Consider the following 15,625-nt stretch of genomic DNA (forward strand, 5'->3'; position numbering starts at 1 on the left):
CGTCACAGAAAACACTGCCCGGCCCCGCGATAGGTCGGCACGTCGTCCACCACGTCGCCGCCGCGAATCAGCAGCAGGCGATCGAAACGCTCGCACAGTTCGCCGGCCTTGGCATGGCGAAACAGCACCGGCTCGCCGATCGCCGGCACCGCATCCCGCGGGAAGAAGACCGGCGTCTGCACCTCGCCGGCGCCCTCCAGCGGCGACAGCCGCGCGCCGGCCGGCCACCAGGGCCGCGGCGCGGGCCGTTCACCGCCGGAGGCCGGGTACCCGCCGCCCAGGCAGGTGGCCACGCCCGGGGCCGGATGACGGACCACCGGCAGTGCAAAACCGGCCGCCGGGCGATGGCGAAACCCCTGATAGCCGTCGAACAGCCATGGATTAAACAGCCCGGAGCCGGCCGTGACTTCCGTGACCCCGTCCGCCACCGACGATGCCTCGAGGCAACCGGTGCCGCCGGCGTTGACCATCGCCGGCAGCAGATTCTCGCGGGCCAGGGCCGCCAGCAGCGCTTCGCGGCGCCGCGTGATGACTCGCTGCGACAGCTGCTTGAGCCGACGGATGACTGCATTCCTCGCCCGGCTCCCGGCGGCCATATCCGGCACCCCGGCCAGCTGGGCCTCGTAGCCCATCAGGCCGGCCAGGTGCAGATGCGGGTGATCGGCGACGGCCCGAACCAGCGCCACCAGGTCCGCTGACCGGCGCAGCGGCGAGCGCCAGACGCCGAAGTTGAGCCCGGGCAGCCGCAGCGAACAATCGAACTCCACGGAAACCGGTAGCATCAAGCCGGCCGCGGCCGCGATCGTCCCCAGCCGGTCCAGATGCACGGGGTCGTCCACCGTCAGGCAGAGTCGCCGGCCCGCGGCAATGTGGTCACAGACGGCCGCGATGGCGTCGTCGTCCGTGGTTGGGTAGGCCACGAGCAGATCGTCGAAGCCCCGCCCGGCCAGCCAGGCCGCCTCGGCGGCGGTGAAGCACATCAGGCCCTGGTAGCGGGGATCACTGTCCAGGACTCGCCGCAGCAGCGCCTCGCAGCGCACGGACTTGCTGGCCACCCGGATCGGGCGATCGCCCGCACGGGTCAGTAGCGCGGCCGCATTGGCGTCGAATGCGTCGAGATCGACAAAGGCGGCCGGCAGGCGCTGTCCGGTCAGCGCCCGGCGAAGACCCTCGGCATCAATCGCGTTTGCCATCGATACGGCGCATCAGGTTCTCCTGCGCCACGGAGGCCACCAGATCGCCGTCGCGACTGAATATGCGCCCGAAAGTCAGCCCGCGTGCCCCGCTGGCAGCCGGGCTGTCCATGTCGTAGAGCAGCCAGTCGTCCACCCGCGGCGTGCGGTGGAACCACAGCGCGTGGTCGATGCTGGCCACCACCATGTCCGGCTGCAGAAACGACATGCGGTGCGGCAGCAGCGCGGTGGTCAGCAGATTGTAGTCGGAGGCATAGGCCAGCATGCAGCGGTGCAGCACCGGTTCCGCCGGCAATGGCCCGGCGGCCTTGAACCAGATCTGCTGCTGCGGTTCGCGCGCGTCCGGATCCAGCCCGTTCCAGGGATTGACCGGCCGGAATTCCAGCGCCAGCGGGCGCGTCAGGGCCCACTGCAGCCGCTCGGGCAGCGGGCCGGCGTCGTCCATCCACTTGCGGCGCAGTTCGGACTGGGGCGCCAGGGATTCCGGCGACGGCACCTCGGGCATGGCGGCCTGATGCGAGGCCCCCTCCTCCGGCTGCTGGAACGAGGCAATCACGGAACAGATCGGCCGGCCGTGCTGGATCGCCTGCACGCGTCGGGCAGCGAAACTGCGGCCGTCGCGCACCCGGTCCACCTCGTAGACAATCGGCGCGTCCATGGCGCCGGGGCGCAGGAAATAGGCGTGCAGCGAGTGGGCGACGCCCTCATCCACCGTCCGGGTGGCCGCCACCAGCGCCTGGCCCAGCACCTGGCCGCCGAACACGCTCTTGCCGCCCAGGTCGCGGGATTCGCCGCGGAAGAGATTGACTTCGATGTTCTCCAGATCGAGCAGGTCGACCAGGTCCTGGAGAACGCGGCTGGGAGTATCGCTCATGGAATCGGCGGATGGATGACAGATGCCGCCAATTGTAAGCGCTAGTCTTCCTGGAGCAGAAAGTCCGCCCGCGCGAATGCGATCAGCCGCTCGCGCTGGTCCTGCCAGACATCCACCTGCACCTGGGCGATGCGGCTGCCCTGGCGCACCACCCGGCCAACGGCAAAGGTATCCCGGGCCCGGCCGGAACGCAGATAGTCCACGGTCATGTCGACCACGCGCGGCACGCGTTGCTGGGCCTGCGAGATCAGCACCTCGAACAGGGCCGCGCTCTCAACGAATCCGGCGATTGCGCCGCCGTGCAGGGCCGGCAGCCGGGCATTGCCGATCAGGTCCTCGCGATAGGGCAGCCGGAAAATGCGGGCGCCGTCGGCGTCCCGCTCGATACGCAGGTCCAGGTAGGCGGCATAGGGCACGGCGGCCACCAGCGCCCGCGGGTCGTCGGGCAGGGTGGCAGCATCCGGCGGCGGCGCGTTCATTCCTTCGCGGCCTCGGTGGCGACCGCCGACGCCCGGCCGGTGCGCATGAACGTGGCAGTACAGCGGGCGGTGGGGCGTGTCGGATCGCCCTGGTGCAACCGCACGCCGGCAAACACGATCCGGCGGGTGATGTGGTCGCATTCGCCGTCCGCAATCAGCGGCTGATCGGCCACCGCCGGGCGCAGGTAGTCCATGCGCAGGTCCAGGGTGGCGATCGACCCGGGTTCCGGCAGCCCCAGGAACACCGCCAGTCCGGCGGTGGCATCGGCCAGCGAGATCGCCGGGCCGGTGTGCCAGAGCCCGGCCGCCACATCGCCGAGAAACTCGGGGCGGTAGTCCAGACAGGTCCGGGCGGTGCCCGGGCCGGTGTCGACCACGCGCATGCCCAGCGCCGTATTGTGGGGAATCGCGCGCATGAAGCCATCGGCAATGCGCTGGCGCTGCTGCTCTCGGGGATCGGGATTGCTCACGGGCGCAGACGGTAGCCGCGGCCCGCGCCGCTGTCCAGCCGTCATCCGGGGCGGCCGACCGCCGGGATATGGCACCCTAACGCCTTGCAGACGGCCCCTGCCGGGCCGCGACCCCAGAAACACCGGAGATATCGACATGAGCGACCGCGTGACCACCCACGTGGAAAATGGCATCGCGGAGATCTGCCTGAACCGGCCCGATCGCCACAATGCCCTGGACATGGACATGTTCGAAGGCGTGCTGGCCGCCGGCAAGGCACTGGTGGACCGCCGGGACCTGCGCGCGGTGATCCTGCGCGGCGACGGAAAGAGCTTCTGTTCCGGCATCGACTACCCCAGCTTCATTGCCGCCGGTATAGATATCCAGCAGGCCCTGTTCGGGATCGAGGACGACGGCGCCAACCGCGCCCAGATGGCCGCGCTGATCTGGCGCCGGATTCCGGTGCCGGTGATCTGCGCGATCCAGGGCGTGGCCTTCGGCGGCGGCCTGCAGATTGCGGCGGGTGCGGACATCCGCATCGCCGCCCCGGATGCCCAGCTTTCCATCATGGAAGTGAAATGGGGGCTGGTACCCGACATGGGCGCCACCCTGACCCTGGCCAATCAGATCGGCATCGACCGGGCCAAGGAACTCACCTTTACCGGCCGCATCGTCAACGGCACCGAGGCGGCGGCCCTGGGCCTGATCACCCGGACCGACGACGACCCGCTGGCCGCCGCCCGGGCACTCGCCGCCGAGATCGCCGGCAAGTGCCCGGACGCGGTCCGCGGCGCCAAGCAGCTGTTCGAGCAGGCCTGGCAGATCGACCGCGAACGCGCCCTGACGCTGGAAGCCGGTCTGCAACGGACCATGCTGGCCAGCCGCAATCAGCAGGAGGCGGTGCGCGCCGCGATGGAAAAGCGCACGCCCGAATTCACCGACCCGCCGGAGTCATCCGCTTCATGAGCGATATCGACCCGCACGACTTTCCCGATTTCCCGCTGTTCCCCCTGTCCAGCGTGGTGTTCCCGGGCGGCGTGATGCCGTTGCGCATCTTCGAGCCCCGCTACGTGGACATGGTCAGCCTGTGCATGAAGGGCCAGACCGGCTTCGGTGTGTGCGCCCTGGAACCGGGTTCGGAAGGCAACCAGTCCACTGCCCCGCGCTCGGTGGGCACGCTGGTCGAGATCATGGATTTCGACCGGCTCGAGGACGGCTATCTGGGCATCACCGTGGAGGGCAACCGGCGCTTCGAAGTGCTCGACCGGCGCCAGGCCGAGAACGGCCTTTGGTGGGGCACCGTGCGCTTCCTGCAGGAGCGCCGGGACGTGCCCTGCCCGCTGGAATTCGCGGGCCTCAAGCGGGTGGCCGAAGCCCTGTACGACCGGCTGGGCGAACCCTACGCCAGCCGTCCGCGCGAATACGATTCCGCCGGCTGGCTGTCGTCGCGGCTGACCGAACTGCTGCCCTTCGACGCCGCTACCAAGCACGCATTGCTGGCCACGCCGGACCCGGTCGACCGTCTCAAGCATATCCACCCGCTGGTGCGGCTGGAGGAGGCCGGTTCGACGGACTAGATCAGCGGTCGATTACTGGCCGGCGACGGTCATTTCCCCGATCAGCAGGCTGGGGGCGCGGATGGCACCGCGGCAGTCCGGGTCGGCGCCGGCCGCCACGATACCCGCGAACATATCCAGCAGATTGCCGGCGATGGTGACGTTCTGCACCGGGTAGGCCAGCCGGCCCTGCTCGACCCAGAAACCGGCCGCGCCGCGGGAATAGTCGCCGGTCATCAGGTTGACCCCCTGTCCCATCAGCTGGGTGACCAGCAGGCCCGTATCCATGGTATGCAGCAGTCCCGCCTGGTCACCGCTGCCGCCCTCGATGCACAGATTGAACGCGCCGCCGGCGTTACCGGTGGTCTGCCGGTCCAGCCGCCGGGCGGCATAACTGCCCAGTAGATAGTCCGCCAGCACACCGCGGTCGACAATCGGGCGTTCGGTGGTCGCCACGCCCTCCGCATCGAAACTGGCGCTGGCCATCGCCCGGGGCAGACGCGGCCGCTGGATCACCGACAGCCAGTCGGAAAACAGGGTCTCGCCCAGACGGTCCTTGGCGAACGAAGCGTCCCGGTAGAGCGTGCCGCCGCTGATCGCGCCCACCAGATGCGCGAATAACGACCGGGCCAGTTCCGGCGGAAACAGCACCGGCGCCCGGCGGGTGCTCGGGGTGGTGGCATCCAGGCGCGCGGCGGCCCGCTCGCCGGCCCGACGACCGACTTCGGCCACCGGGTCCAGATCATCACGGCAGCGGGCGCTGCTGCTCCAGGCGTCGCGCTGCATCTGCCCGTCGGCCCGGGCGATCACGGTGCAGCCCCAGCCGTGGCGGGTGGCCCGCTCAGCGCCGAAGAAGCCGTGGGTATTGGCATAGGCCGAGATGGTGTCGCTGGTTTCCACCGCCGCCCCATCGGACTGGTGAATGCGCGGATCCGCGGCCAGCGCGGCCGATTCACAGGCCAGTGCCAGATCCCGCGCGTCGGCCACTTCCAGCTCCCAGGGGTGCACCAGATCAAGATCGGGGAACTCGCGCGCCAGCGCGTCCGGGTCGGCCAGCCCGGCCCAGGGGTCCTCCCCCGTATGCACCGCCATGGCCGCGGCCCGGGCGGCCACGGCGCGGATGCCCTCATCGCTGAGGTCGGTGGTGGTCGCAGTGGCGCTGCGCCGGCCGCGGTAGGCGGTGACGGCCAGATCACGGTCGGCCTGGAACTCCACCGACTCCAGATCGCCCTGACGCACTTCAACGCTCAGGGCCCGGCCGGCCGCCACGCGGGCCTCGGCGCTGTCGGCACCGGCCGCGCGCAGAGCATCCAGCGCCTGTTCTAGTTGGCGGGCCAGATCGGCGGCGTCGGGCAGGGCCGGTTCGGCCACCGTTTGCGGGGTGTGGCTCAAGCGATTCTCCTGGGTCTCGGGACTGGGGACGTAAACGGTTATGCTGACGGCTTATGCCGCGTCGATCCAGCCCCTTGCGCCCCCGTTCCGTGCCCGGCCTGCTGGTGGCCGGCTTCGGCATCGTGGCCCTGCCGCTACTGCTGGCCCTGGGTGTCGGTGCGGTCTACGTCGACCGGTTGGCCAGTCAGAGCGAGCGTCTGGTCCGTCAGGGCGTGGCGGTCACCCGCCTCAGCCGTCAGGCGCAGAACCGGATTACCGCCATGGAGCGCAGCGCGCGGCAGTTCGCGGTGCTGGGGGATCCGGTCCTGGTGGAACGCTTCAATGACCACCACGACGCATTCTCGGCCGCTCTGGATGACCTGGGCCGGTTACAGCTTGAAACCATGCCCGGCTGGAACCTGACCGATCTGCGTCACGAAGCCGAGCTGATCCGTCGCGCGCTGCTCGACAGTCAGATCGACGGCGATGCCTTCGACGCCGAGATGTCGCGGTTCGAGACCATGCGCGATCTGGCTCAGGGCATCACCGACCAGGGCAATGTTTTCATCGACCGCGAAGTCGCGCGCATCGAATCCACCGCCGGCGAGGTGGGCCTGTTCCTGCTGTTGTGCACGGTAGCGCTGGTGCCGGCGACCGTGGCGCTGGTGATTCTGTTCACCGTGGTCATTTCCCGTCCGATCCGCCAGATTCGAGCCGCCATTCAACGCCTGGGCGGCGGCCGGTTCGATCAGCCGGTGGTGATCAGCGCGCCTTCGGCGGAGTTGGACGATCTGGGCGTGCAGCTCGACCGGATGCGCCAGCGCCTGGACGAGCTCGAGGGGGAGAAGAACCGCTTCCTGCGCCACATGTCGCACGAGCTAAAGACGCCGCTTGCCAGCATCCGAGAGGGGGTTTCGCTGCTCGACGACGACAGCCTCGGCGGCCTGGCCCCGCCACAGCGGGAGGTAGTAGCCATCCTGCTGCGCAACAGCCTCGAGCTGACGTCGCTGATCGACAACCTGCTCGATTTCGCCGCCTGGCGGGAGCAGCATGCCCAGATCGACGCCACCGAATTCGACCTGCGCGAACTGGTGGAACAGGTACTCGACCGGCATCGGCTGACCCTGGACAGCCATCGACTGATTACCAGTCTTCCCGAATCCGGCCTCGTCATGAATGCCGACCGCGACCGCTGGCGGCTGATTTTCGATAATCTTCTGACCAATGCGATCAAGTTCTCCCCCGATGGCGGCCGTATCGATATCAGCGGCCAGCGTCTGCGACGGGGCATGATCATCGAAGTCACCGACGACGGCCCGGGTATTCCGGCAGAGGAGCACGAGCAGGTGTTTACCCCGTTCTATCAGGCCCACCCCGACCCCGGCCGCCACGTGCGTGGGACGGGCATCGGACTGTCGGTGGTGCGCGAAGCGGTGCAGACCCATGGCGGCGACATCGAGATTCTCGACCAGGCGGGCCGCGGGGCCTGTCTGCGCATCCGCCTGCCGCGCCGGAGCCTGGCCTGATGCGTGCCGGCGGAGGACTGGCTGCCATCATCCTGTTGGCGACGCTGGCTGGCTGCGCAGCGCTGCAGCCGCAGAGCACCGACCCGGCGCCGCCGGATCTGGTGGCCTACGCCGAACAGCTTGCCGCCGCGAACACGGATCGGCGCGAGGCGGCGCTGAACGCGGCACGTGAGCAATGGCGCGAACAGCCCGACCCGGTTTCGATTGCCCGCCTGGGTCTGGCGGAGGGTCAGTGGGGCCATCCCGGTGCCGACGCCGCGGCGGCCGCCGACCACATCGAGCAGGCACTCAACGACCCGGCGGCAGACTGGGCGCCATCCGTACGCGGTTTCCTGTCGGTCCGGGCCGCCACGCTGCGGCACATCGCCTCACTGGAACAGGCTCAGCGCGACGCACGTGGCGAGCGGGACGAACTCGCCGAGGCACTGGATGAAGCCCGTCGCAAGCTCGACGCCATCACCAATATCGAGCGCGACCTGGGCGAGGCGCCGTGAGCGGGTCGGCCACCGGACGCATCCTGCTGGTCGATGACGACCCCGGCCTGCGCCGGCTGCTGTCCCTGCGGCTGGAAAGCGAGGGCCACGAGGTGGTCACCGCCGAATCGGCCCGCGAGGCGCTCTCCCGCCTGACCGGCTTCGCCGCGGATCTGGTGATCACGGACCTGCGCATGGCCGGCATGGACGGCATGGCGCTGCTGGGTGAAATCGGCCGCGAACGGCCGGGCCTGCCGGTGATCGTGCTCACCGCCCACGGCACTATTCCGGAGGCGGTTACCGCCACCCAGCAGGGGGCGCTGGACTTCCTCACCAAACCGGTCGACCGGGCGGCGCTGGCCGAACGCATTCAGCACGCTCTCGGGGCGGGCCGCACGAACCATGATCAGAGCGATGGCTGGGCCGCCCGGGTGATCACCCGCTCACCCGAGATGCACTCGCTGCTGGGCGAGGCCCGCATGGTGGCCGAAAGCGACGCCGCGGTGCTGATCAACGGCGCCTCGGGAACCGGCAAGGAACTGCTGGCCCGGTCCATTCACGACGCCAGCCCCCGGGCCGGCAAGCCGTTCGTGGCGATCAACTGCGGGGCCATGCCGGAGGCCCTGCTGGAATCCGAGCTGTTCGGGCACGAGAAGGGCGCCTTCACCGATGCCAAGTCGGCCAAGCCCGGGCTGATCCGCGATGCCCATGGCGGCAGCCTGCTGCTCGATGAAATCGGCGACATGCCGGCATCGCTGCAGGTCAAGCTACTGCGGGCACTGCAGGAAGGCGAAGTGCGGCCGGTCGGTGGCAGCCAGTCGGTGGCGGTCGACATCCGGGTGATCTCGGCCACCCACCGCAACCTGCGCGAGGCGATTGCCGCCGGCGACTTCCGCGAGGACCTCTACTACCGGCTGAACGTGGTCACGCTCACGCTGCCGCCGCTGGCGCAGCGCCGCGAGGATATTCCGCTACTGGTGGATCATTTCCTCAAGCAGCTGACCGAAGACAAGGGCAGGCCTCCCAAGGTCTACGCCCCCGATGCCATGGAGTTGCTCACCGGCGCCGACTGGCCCGGCAACATCCGACAATTGCGCAACATGGTGGAACACAATGTGGCCCTGACCCGGGCCCGCGTGATCGGAGCCGATCAGGTACGCCAGGCACTGGTCCGCGACGGCGGCACGGTGCCGGGTGAGGTCATGCCGCCGCTCAAACAGGCACGGGAAAGTTTCACCCGCCACTACCTGATTCGACTGTTGCAGATCACCGGCGGCAACGTCTCCCGCAGCGCGCGGCTGGCACGGCGCAACCGCACCGAGTTCTACAAGCTGCTGGGCCGCCACGGTATCGATCCCGCCGAGTTCAAGTGACGCCTGTCGCCGCTCGGCGACACCTTTTTCTCTTTATTATCAGCAATCTGGGATAAATCCCGGGGAAAGCGTCGCCAGCAGGCAACAGTTCTGGCGCCGCGACGCCATCGAATGGCGGCAATTGCGCAGAGACAGCCGCCCGGGAACCTTTATCTTTTTGTTTTTATTAAATTTATATAACCTGGCACGACTGGTGCAGTGCCTATGACATCGGCGGCAACCCCGTCGATGAGTCCGCCGGATCGGGTCGGCGTCTCCCGGTCCCCCCTCGTACCTCGGCGTGGTACCGGCTCGATCCGGCGATTTATTACGGCTCACCCAATCTCGCGATTCTCGCGGGACTACCAAACACCAGCACTAGCGTGCACAAAAAAGCCCCCGCCAAGGCGGGGGCTTTTTGCGCGTTTCAACCCGTCAGGTCGAAGCGTTTCAGGCGCCGTTCATACCCGGCAGACTGAAGCTGCTCAGCAGCCCGAGCAGCGCATCGGGACCCAGCGGCAACATGCCCAGCGGCGAGCCGTCTTCACCCATCGGGATCAGAACCAGCAGGGTGTCGAGACCCGGCAGGCCGCCCTCAGCGCTGGCACTACCGTCAGCACCCGGAATCAGGCCCAGAAGGATATCGGCACCAGGCAGGCCGCCTTCGCTACCTTCACCGCCAGGAATCGGCAGCAGGGCGAGCAACGCGTCGGGACCCAGCCCGGACGCCATGTCCCCACCGACCGGCAGGAAGCCGAGCAGGATATCGGCGCCGGGGATGCCCGAGCTCATTTCGCCGTCACCACCCGGCAGGAAGCCGAGGAGAATGTCCGCGCCCGGCAGGCCGGCACCATCTTCCATACCCGGAATGGGCAGGCCGAAGCCTTCACCACCCGGCACGCCGCCGGCCAGGATATCCCCCAGTGCGGTGGACAACTGCCCGCCCGGACCGATCAGATCAGCAAGGGTGCTGGCCGGGAAACCGAATGCTTCCAGCGACGAGGCGCCCGCCGCCTCGAAAATGGTCACGCTGCCGTTGGAACGCACGAAGGGAATGCCCTGCGCCAGCGCACCCGAGTCCAGATAGAACTGCGCGAACGGAGCCAACGGCTCTGCCCCCGGCATGGTGAGCTGATCAAGCAGCGGGTACAGGAACTGCTGGCCGGTGGCGTTGAGCTGGTTGCCCAGGTCAGCGCCCATGATGGCCAGATCTTCGCCCGCGGTGTCGGTAGCCACGGTGGTGCTGAATTCCGTCACCAACGCGGTCAGGCCGTTGGCCGTGCCGCTGGAATTGCCGACGACCAGCGCGTCGAGCGTGCTGTCGAGGTTCACGGCGGCGCCGTCGAGGCCAGCCAGGAAGTTGCCGACCGGATCGGCGGCAGTCGCGCCGCCGGCGAAAGCCAGTACAGCAGCACCGGCAAACAATTGCTTCTTCATCATTAGTCTCTCCTCGCAGGGATTCTGGTAATTACTGAAACAGTGGTCAATTTTGGGACACGTAAGCTAGCACCACCCCTACCCCAGCGCAATCATCGCACAGAAGGCGTGGGAATTATCCTACAAGCCCTGTAACGGCTGCGGCCGCGCAAACTTTAGGGGCGCCTCGAATCAAGGCGATTTCCTGCGACGATTCGCCGCAGCTGCGCGCGCAATCGGCGCCGGATATCCGGGTAACATGAGGGCCCCACGCGAGACCCGCATGACCGACCAAGCCGTTCTCACGCCACCCCAGGTGATTGGCCTGCTACGCCGCCTCCGCTGGCTGGCGGCGATACTGCAGGTAGCCGGCACACTGCTGGCCAGTGCCCTGCCGGATATGACGCTGCCGCTGATGCCGATGCTGGCGGTACCCGCCGCGCTGGTCGCATTCAATCTTTTAACCGGGCTCGGCAACGATCGTCGGGCGGTTACCCAGACCAGGGTCTTCGTTCATCTGGGGGCAGATATTCTCGCGCTGACGCTGCTGCTGGCTCTGTCCGGCGGGCCAGCCAATCCATTCGTGTCGCTTTACCTGGTGCCAGTGGCCATCGCCGCGGCGGCCATGCCGATGGCCAGCGCCTGGGCGATCTGGGCGGTCTGCGCGGCGGCCTATTCCGGATTGTTCGCGGTCTATGCGGCGACGCCGGCCGGCCACCACGGCGGCGGCAATTTCTTCTTCCTGCACGTCGCGGGCATGTGGCTGAACTTCATGATTGCCGCCACGCTCACCACCATCGCCCTGGTCCGGCTGGCCGGGCTCCTGCGCCAGCGAGAGCAGGACCTCGGCGAGGCGCGGGAAAAGGCGCTGCGCGACGAACAGATCGTGGCGACAGCCACGCTTGCCGCCAGCACCGCCCACCAGCTGAACACCCCGCTCGGCACCATGACCCTGCTGGTGGACGAGTTGCGCAACGAAACCGCGCTGTCATCCAGTGCCCGGACCGATCTCGACACCCTGGCCGACCAGATCGACCAGTGCCGGCAGCGGCTGCGTACAGTGCTCGCGACCGATGCCGACACCACACCATCATTGCGGCCGGCCCGCGCCGTCCTCGCCGAGCTGCTGGATCAGTGGCGTCTGGCGCATCCGGACACCCCCACCGAGGCGGACTTCTCCGGACTACCGCGCCAACTCTCCATCCTCGAACCACCGGTGCTGCAGCCGGCGCTGGCCAACATGCTGGACAACGCCGCGCGATCGGCCCGCGGCCTGCCGGTGCGTATTCGAGCCACCGCGACCGACGACCAGTTGATCGTGATCATCGAGGACGAAGGACCGGGCCTGAGCGCAGGCGACCTGCACCGGGCCGGCCGGCAGGTGTTTACCTCGCGTGCGGACGGCCACGGGCTTGGCCTGGTCCTGACCCATTCAAGTATCGAGTACCTGGGCGGCGAAGTCCGCCAGTCCAACCGCCATCCGCGGGGATTGCGCACCGAGGTGCGCCTGCCACTGAGCCGGTTGCGTCCCGTCGTATGAAAGTGCTGGTAATCGAGGATGATGCCGTGTTCGCGGCCACGCTCGCCCGCAGCCTGTCGCGGCGGGGGCTGGACGCGCAGGTAGCGAACAACCCCCACGATGCCATCGACCTGGCTCGCGCATTCACGCCGGACGCCGCCATCCTCGACCTGCACCTGGGTGAAGATTCCGGACTCGCCCTGATCGAACCCCTGCTGGACTGCCGTCCCGGCCTGCGCATCCTGGTGCTGACCGGCTATGCCACCGTTCAGACGGCCGTGGCCGCCATCAAGCTGGGCGCGGCCAACTATCTGCCCAAACCGGCCACCGCCCCCGAGATTCTCGCAGCCCTATCGGACGATGCGGCACCCACCCGGATCGAACCGCCCTCGCTGCAGCGGCTCGAGCGTGATCACATCGAACGGGTGCTAGACGCTCACGGCGGCAATATCTCCGCCACCGCCCGGTCACTGGGGCTGCATCGCCGCACTCTCCAGCGCAAGCTGGCGAAACGGCCCAACAAGCCACGCTGACGCCGGCCGTTCGTTTGCCGCCGCCCGCCGTGCTTTAATGCCGGCGAGGATTTCAGTGGCCGGATGAACCCATGAAGATAAACATCGAAATCGACGTCACCCCCGCGGAACTGCGCCATTTCCTGGGCCTGCCGGACGTGGCCGGCCTGCAGGAAGACATGATCGATTACGTGCGCACGCGCGTGTCGCGCGGCGCCGACAATTTCGATCCCGCGGAATTGCTGCGAGAAACCACCGACTGGGGCAACAAGACGCTGCAACGAATCCTGGGCATGGCGGCCAGCCGCCTGTATACCGAGGAAGAGGATGACGCGGACACCGGAAAGCGCCAGGGCAAGGCCGGCAGCTCGGGCACACGCCGCACCGGGTCGCGACGCAAATCCGGGGGTCAGTCCTCCGGCGGCAAGGACTGAAGCCGGGCCTGCCACTGCCGCCGGGCCGCTGCCAGCGCACCGCGCCAGGCGGCGGCGATCCCGGCACTTTCGGCTGACGGGGTTCGCAGTCGCCGCTGGTCCCGCAACAGCGTGCCGACATCGCCGGCCTGCAGCGCCACACTGGCGCGGGCCTGAAGACGCTGCCACTGCACCTGCGCGTGCAACTGTTCGGTCATGACCAGTTGCTGCAGGGCTGCCAGAACCGCACCGGCGCCGGCGCGTGCGTAGCGTGACATTGTCTTCATTCAATCAGCCTCCGTGCTGCCGTAAAAAAAGCCCGGTCAGATCCGAAGGACCTGCCGGGCCGGGGCCGTCATTGGCCGACAGATCCTAGGAAGCGGAGGTCGCCGCCGAACCATTGCCGGTGGACTTGGCCTTGCTCGCCGTGGTGGTCTTGCGAGCGGTCGACGCCTTGGTGCCGGTGTTGCTGGCACGCTTGGCCGCGGTCTTGCGGGCCGGCTTCTTGGCCGGCGCCTTCTTCTTGGCCGCAGGCTTGCCGTTGAGCGACTTGAGCACCTTCTTGTACCCGTCGGTCATGACGTCGGTGAGTTCGTTGCTGGTCTTCACGATCAGGTCGAGCGTGTCCTTGTAGGCGCTGACCAGGCGGTCACGACCTTCCGGCAGGTAGGCCTGGGGCTGGTTCGCCACCTGACGCACGCCATCGGTACGGGCCTTGTCGAAGCTCGACCGGGCAGCGGAGAACACGTCCTTCGCTGCCTGGATCTCGGTACGGGCCAGCGTGCGGGCGCCGCCGGTAACCACCTTGAACGCCTTCTTCTGCACGTCCACATAAGTATTGAGCGCGTCCTGATACGGTTTGCGCGCACGGTCGACGCGTGCTGCAACGTCCTTGATCATGTCCTGAATCGCCATGGTGTCCCTTCCTCCGGTTGCCGTTTTGCGATAATCAACTATGGCATTGCTGCGTTGCAACAATGTTGCGGTGCATCATATTGCGGCGGTTCCCAGGTGTCAAGCCTCCATCGGCGGAGGCGTCATTTTTCCACTGGACGGAAGAAAAGCCGGGTCCTTGGAGCGCGTGGCGCCCGGGCCTGTCGGAATCGAGGCACGATGCACGCCTCGCGTCACGATTCCTCGGCAGCGCCCCGTGAGGGCGGCGTCGGACTAGCGGTTGACCGCGCGGATCAGCGACCAGTAACCAAAGGCATTCACCGGCTCGATCTCCACTTCCTCGAGCTGCGCCATGGCTAGGAAGTCTTGCAGCGGGAACAGCGGACGGAAGCCGACCAGCTCGGACAGGGGCGCCGCGGCACGTTCCAGTTTCGCCATCACCCCGCGGTCGCGGCTGAAGTGATTGACAATGTAGAGCTCGCCGCCCGGGCGGCACACCCGCTTCATCTCGCGGATCATCGCGTCCGGGTCGGGCACCACGGAGGCCACGTACATGGCCACGACCTTGTCGAAGCTGTTGTCGTCGTACTCGAGCTCCTGCGCATCCATGACCGCCAGATCGATGCGGTCGGCATGACCGTTCAGCCGGCGGCGGGCGCGCTCGAGCATGGGCTCGGACACGTCGATGCCGGTGACCCGGACACCATCCGGATATTGCGGGAGGGACAGCCCGGTACCCACACCCACTTCGAGAATATGCTGGCCTGCCTGGCAACCCATCTTCCGCAGAGCCCGCTGGCGCCCCTGCTCGAAGACGGGTCCGAAAAACCGGTCATAGGTGCTGGCGAGCCGCTTGTATGCGGTGGTTACGGCCTGCTGTTCCATGCCGAGAATCCTCATTTCGTGGGGAATACGAGCGCCTGAACCGGGCGCCTGTCCAGCCGACAATGATACCGATTCGCGCGAATACACTCTACTGACCGGCCGTCTGGTTACCACACCTCTAGTCAAGCGCCCTCATTTCCGTCATGGTTTGACAGTTGCCGCCGATTACGAAACCAGTACCCCTAGGGGTACAAGGACGGTGTGACGCGATGAGTCCGTTGACCGAAAGCGCCAGTGCTATCTGGCCACTGCTTGCCTACACGGTGGCGGTGCTGGGGATGATCGGCCTGATGCTGGGCCTGTCGCATGTCCTGGGCGGCCGTCATCAGGACCGCGTCACCGGCGAGCCCTACGAATCCGGCGTCAAGCCGGTGGGTAACGCCCGCCTGCGCTATTCCGCCAAGTTCTACCTGGTTGCCATCTTCTTCGTATTGTTCGACCTGGAAGTGGTGTTCCTGTTCGCCTGGGGCGTTGCTGCCACCGAGGTCGGCTGGCCCGGCTATGCCGGCGCCATGGTATTCCTGTTCATACTGACCGTCGCCCTCGTCTACGAGTGGCGGCTGGGCGCGCTCGACTGGGGCGCGCGGCCCGACCGCAAGCGGGCAGCCGGGCGGTTGACGCCCTAGCGAGGATTGACGACCGTGGCAGGGCGGCGCACGTGGGGGTTCGCCGCACTCGATCGCAACAGCCAGACACGGTGCGGCCGCAGCCG

The 15,625-nt window shown here is 67.7% G+C and carries 18 protein-coding genes; 9 read left to right on the top strand and 9 right to left on the bottom strand.

Translation table 11 applies throughout. The features are described from left to right. Positions 1-2 precede the first annotated feature (2 nt). Genes RM531_RS05705 through RM531_RS05720 form a run of 4 tightly spaced genes read right to left on the bottom strand, consistent with a single transcriptional unit; the run spans position 3 to position 3,016 of the window. Positions 3-1,193, bottom strand: coding sequence for an alanine racemase (locus RM531_RS05705; protein ID WP_311657948.1), 1,191 nt, complete (start codon positions 1,191-1,193; stop codon positions 3-5). After that, positions 1,177-2,067, bottom strand: coding sequence for an acyl-CoA thioesterase II (gene tesB, locus RM531_RS05710; RefSeq protein WP_311657950.1), 891 nt, complete (start codon positions 2,065-2,067; stop codon positions 1,177-1,179). Before tesB ends, RM531_RS05705 begins: the two co-directional genes overlap by 17 nt. A gap of 41 nt (positions 2,068-2,108) precedes the next feature. Further along, positions 2,109-2,546: a PaaI family thioesterase gene (locus tag RM531_RS05715; protein ID WP_311657952.1), complete on the bottom strand. Its 438-nt coding sequence runs from the start codon at positions 2,544-2,546 to the stop codon at positions 2,109-2,111. After that, complete coding sequence (locus RM531_RS05720) at positions 2,543-3,016, bottom strand: PaaI family thioesterase (protein WP_311657953.1); 474 nt, start codon at positions 3,014-3,016, stop codon at positions 2,543-2,545. Before RM531_RS05720 ends, RM531_RS05715 begins: the two co-directional genes overlap by 4 nt. A gap of 136 nt (positions 3,017-3,152) precedes the next feature. On the opposite strand from RM531_RS05720, the gene RM531_RS05725 reads away from it, so the two are divergent. Both RM531_RS05725 and RM531_RS05730 read left to right on the top strand, forming a co-directional pair. Further along, positions 3,153-3,962 carry a crotonase/enoyl-CoA hydratase family protein gene (locus tag RM531_RS05725; protein ID WP_311657954.1) on the top strand — a complete coding sequence of 270 codons (810 nt, stop codon included), beginning with the start codon at positions 3,153-3,155 and terminating at the stop codon, positions 3,960-3,962. Continuing rightward, the gene (locus RM531_RS05730; protein WP_311657956.1) at positions 3,959-4,573 is read left to right on the top strand and encodes an LON peptidase substrate-binding domain-containing protein; all 615 of its coding nucleotides are present in this window, start codon (positions 3,959-3,961) and stop codon (positions 4,571-4,573) included. The genes RM531_RS05725 and RM531_RS05730 overlap by 4 nt, the downstream gene beginning before the upstream one ends. Positions 4,574-4,585: 12 nt before the next feature. On the opposite strand, the gene pmbA is transcribed toward RM531_RS05730, so the two are convergent. Continuing rightward, positions 4,586-5,944, bottom strand: coding sequence for a metalloprotease PmbA (pmbA, locus tag RM531_RS05735; protein ID WP_311657958.1), 1,359 nt, complete (start codon positions 5,942-5,944; stop codon positions 4,586-4,588). A 74-nt stretch (positions 5,945-6,018) separates the two neighbouring features. Between pmbA and RM531_RS05740 the strand changes: the two genes are divergently transcribed. From RM531_RS05740 to RM531_RS05750, 3 genes are read left to right on the top strand one after another with little or no spacing between them, the layout of a single operon-like run. Next, positions 6,019-7,449: a HAMP domain-containing sensor histidine kinase gene (locus RM531_RS05740; protein WP_311657960.1), complete on the top strand. Its 1,431-nt coding sequence runs from the start codon at positions 6,019-6,021 to the stop codon at positions 7,447-7,449. After that, positions 7,449-7,943 (top strand): hypothetical protein, encoded by a 495-nt coding sequence (locus tag RM531_RS05745; RefSeq protein ID WP_311657962.1) that lies wholly within the window; start codon positions 7,449-7,451, stop codon positions 7,941-7,943. The genes RM531_RS05740 and RM531_RS05745 overlap by 1 nt, the downstream gene beginning before the upstream one ends. Then, complete coding sequence (locus RM531_RS05750) at positions 7,940-9,295, top strand: sigma 54-interacting transcriptional regulator (RefSeq protein WP_311657964.1); 1,356 nt, start codon at positions 7,940-7,942, stop codon at positions 9,293-9,295. Before RM531_RS05745 ends, RM531_RS05750 begins: the two co-directional genes overlap by 4 nt. A 429-nt stretch (positions 9,296-9,724) precedes the next feature. Here the strand turns inward: RM531_RS05750 and RM531_RS05755 are convergent, their stop codons facing one another. Then, positions 9,725-10,711, bottom strand: coding sequence for a hypothetical protein (locus tag RM531_RS05755; RefSeq protein WP_311657966.1), 987 nt, complete (start codon positions 10,709-10,711; stop codon positions 9,725-9,727). A gap of 262 nt (positions 10,712-10,973) precedes the next feature. Here RM531_RS05755 and RM531_RS05760 point away from each other — a divergent pair, with 262 nt between their 5' ends. The 3 genes from RM531_RS05760 (at position 10,974) to RM531_RS05770 (ending at position 13,155) form a co-directional block, all read left to right on the top strand. After that, complete coding sequence (locus tag RM531_RS05760; RefSeq protein ID WP_311657967.1) at positions 10,974-12,230, top strand: sensor histidine kinase; 1,257 nt, start codon at positions 10,974-10,976, stop codon at positions 12,228-12,230. Continuing rightward, positions 12,227-12,742: a response regulator transcription factor gene (locus RM531_RS05765; RefSeq protein ID WP_311657968.1), complete on the top strand. Its 516-nt coding sequence runs from the start codon at positions 12,227-12,229 to the stop codon at positions 12,740-12,742. Before RM531_RS05760 ends, RM531_RS05765 begins: the two co-directional genes overlap by 4 nt. Before the next feature lie 71 nt (positions 12,743-12,813). Next, on the top strand, positions 12,814-13,155 hold the full coding sequence (locus tag RM531_RS05770) for a hypothetical protein (protein WP_311657969.1): 342 nt from the start codon (positions 12,814-12,816) through the stop codon (positions 13,153-13,155). Here RM531_RS05770 and RM531_RS05775 read toward each other — a convergent pair. From RM531_RS05775 to RM531_RS05785, 3 genes are all read right to left on the bottom strand, one after another. Beyond that, the gene (locus RM531_RS05775; RefSeq protein ID WP_311657970.1) at positions 13,131-13,421 is read right to left on the bottom strand and encodes a hypothetical protein; all 291 of its coding nucleotides are present in this window, start codon (positions 13,419-13,421) and stop codon (positions 13,131-13,133) included. The two genes, RM531_RS05770 and RM531_RS05775, sit on opposite strands and share 25 nt — an antisense overlap. Positions 13,422-13,506: 85 nt before the next feature. After that, a complete protein-coding gene (locus tag RM531_RS05780) occupies positions 13,507-14,049 on the bottom strand; it encodes a hypothetical protein (protein WP_311657971.1) in 543 nt (180 codons plus the stop codon). 252 nt (positions 14,050-14,301) lie between these two features. Continuing rightward, positions 14,302-14,913 carry a class I SAM-dependent methyltransferase gene (locus tag RM531_RS05785; protein WP_311657972.1) on the bottom strand — a complete coding sequence of 204 codons (612 nt, stop codon included), beginning with the start codon at positions 14,911-14,913 and terminating at the stop codon, positions 14,302-14,304. A 209-nt stretch (positions 14,914-15,122) separates the two neighbouring features. Between RM531_RS05785 and ndhC the strand changes: the two genes are divergently transcribed. After that, positions 15,123-15,539, top strand: a complete 417-nt coding sequence (ndhC, locus tag RM531_RS05790) for an NADH-quinone oxidoreductase subunit A (protein WP_311657973.1) — start codon at positions 15,123-15,125, stop codon at positions 15,537-15,539. Positions 15,540-15,625: the final 86 nt, after the last annotated feature.

Origin of the sequence: Spectribacter acetivorans, assembly GCF_031846305.1 — a bacterium.
Lineage (GTDB): Bacteria > Pseudomonadota > Gammaproteobacteria > Nevskiales > Salinisphaeraceae > Spectribacter > Spectribacter acetivorans.